Source organism: Methylobacterium sp. C33D, from assembly GCF_053345825.1.
Genome location: NZ_JBKFAV010000270.1, coordinates 1 through 255 on the forward strand (window position 1 = coordinate 1; position 255 = coordinate 255).

At 64.7% G+C, this 255-nt stretch carries 1 protein-coding gene; it reads right to left on the bottom strand.

Features of this window, described 5'->3' with window-relative positions; translation table 11 throughout:
- On the bottom strand, positions 1-255 hold a 255-nt coding region (locus ACLBXO_RS32330), incomplete at both ends, for an FAD-binding oxidoreductase (protein WP_447687981.1).

Sequence of the window (255 nt, forward strand, 5' to 3'; positions counted from 1 at the left end):
GCTTCTTGCCGACGATGATCGGGTCGCCGACCTTCAGGTGCTGCAGCTTCGAGGTCAGCGGGCCGTCCTGGACCTTGATCGAGAAGAACTCCAGCTCCTCCTCGTAGTTGGCCGAGACCACCGAGTACGCGCGCAGCAGCGGCCGGCCCTCGACCTCCAGGCCGATCATGGTGAACTCGCCGTTGCGGAACCGGAACGCCGGATCCCGCGTCGTGCGGAACGAGAACAGGTTGTCGGTCCAGTGATGGACCGACA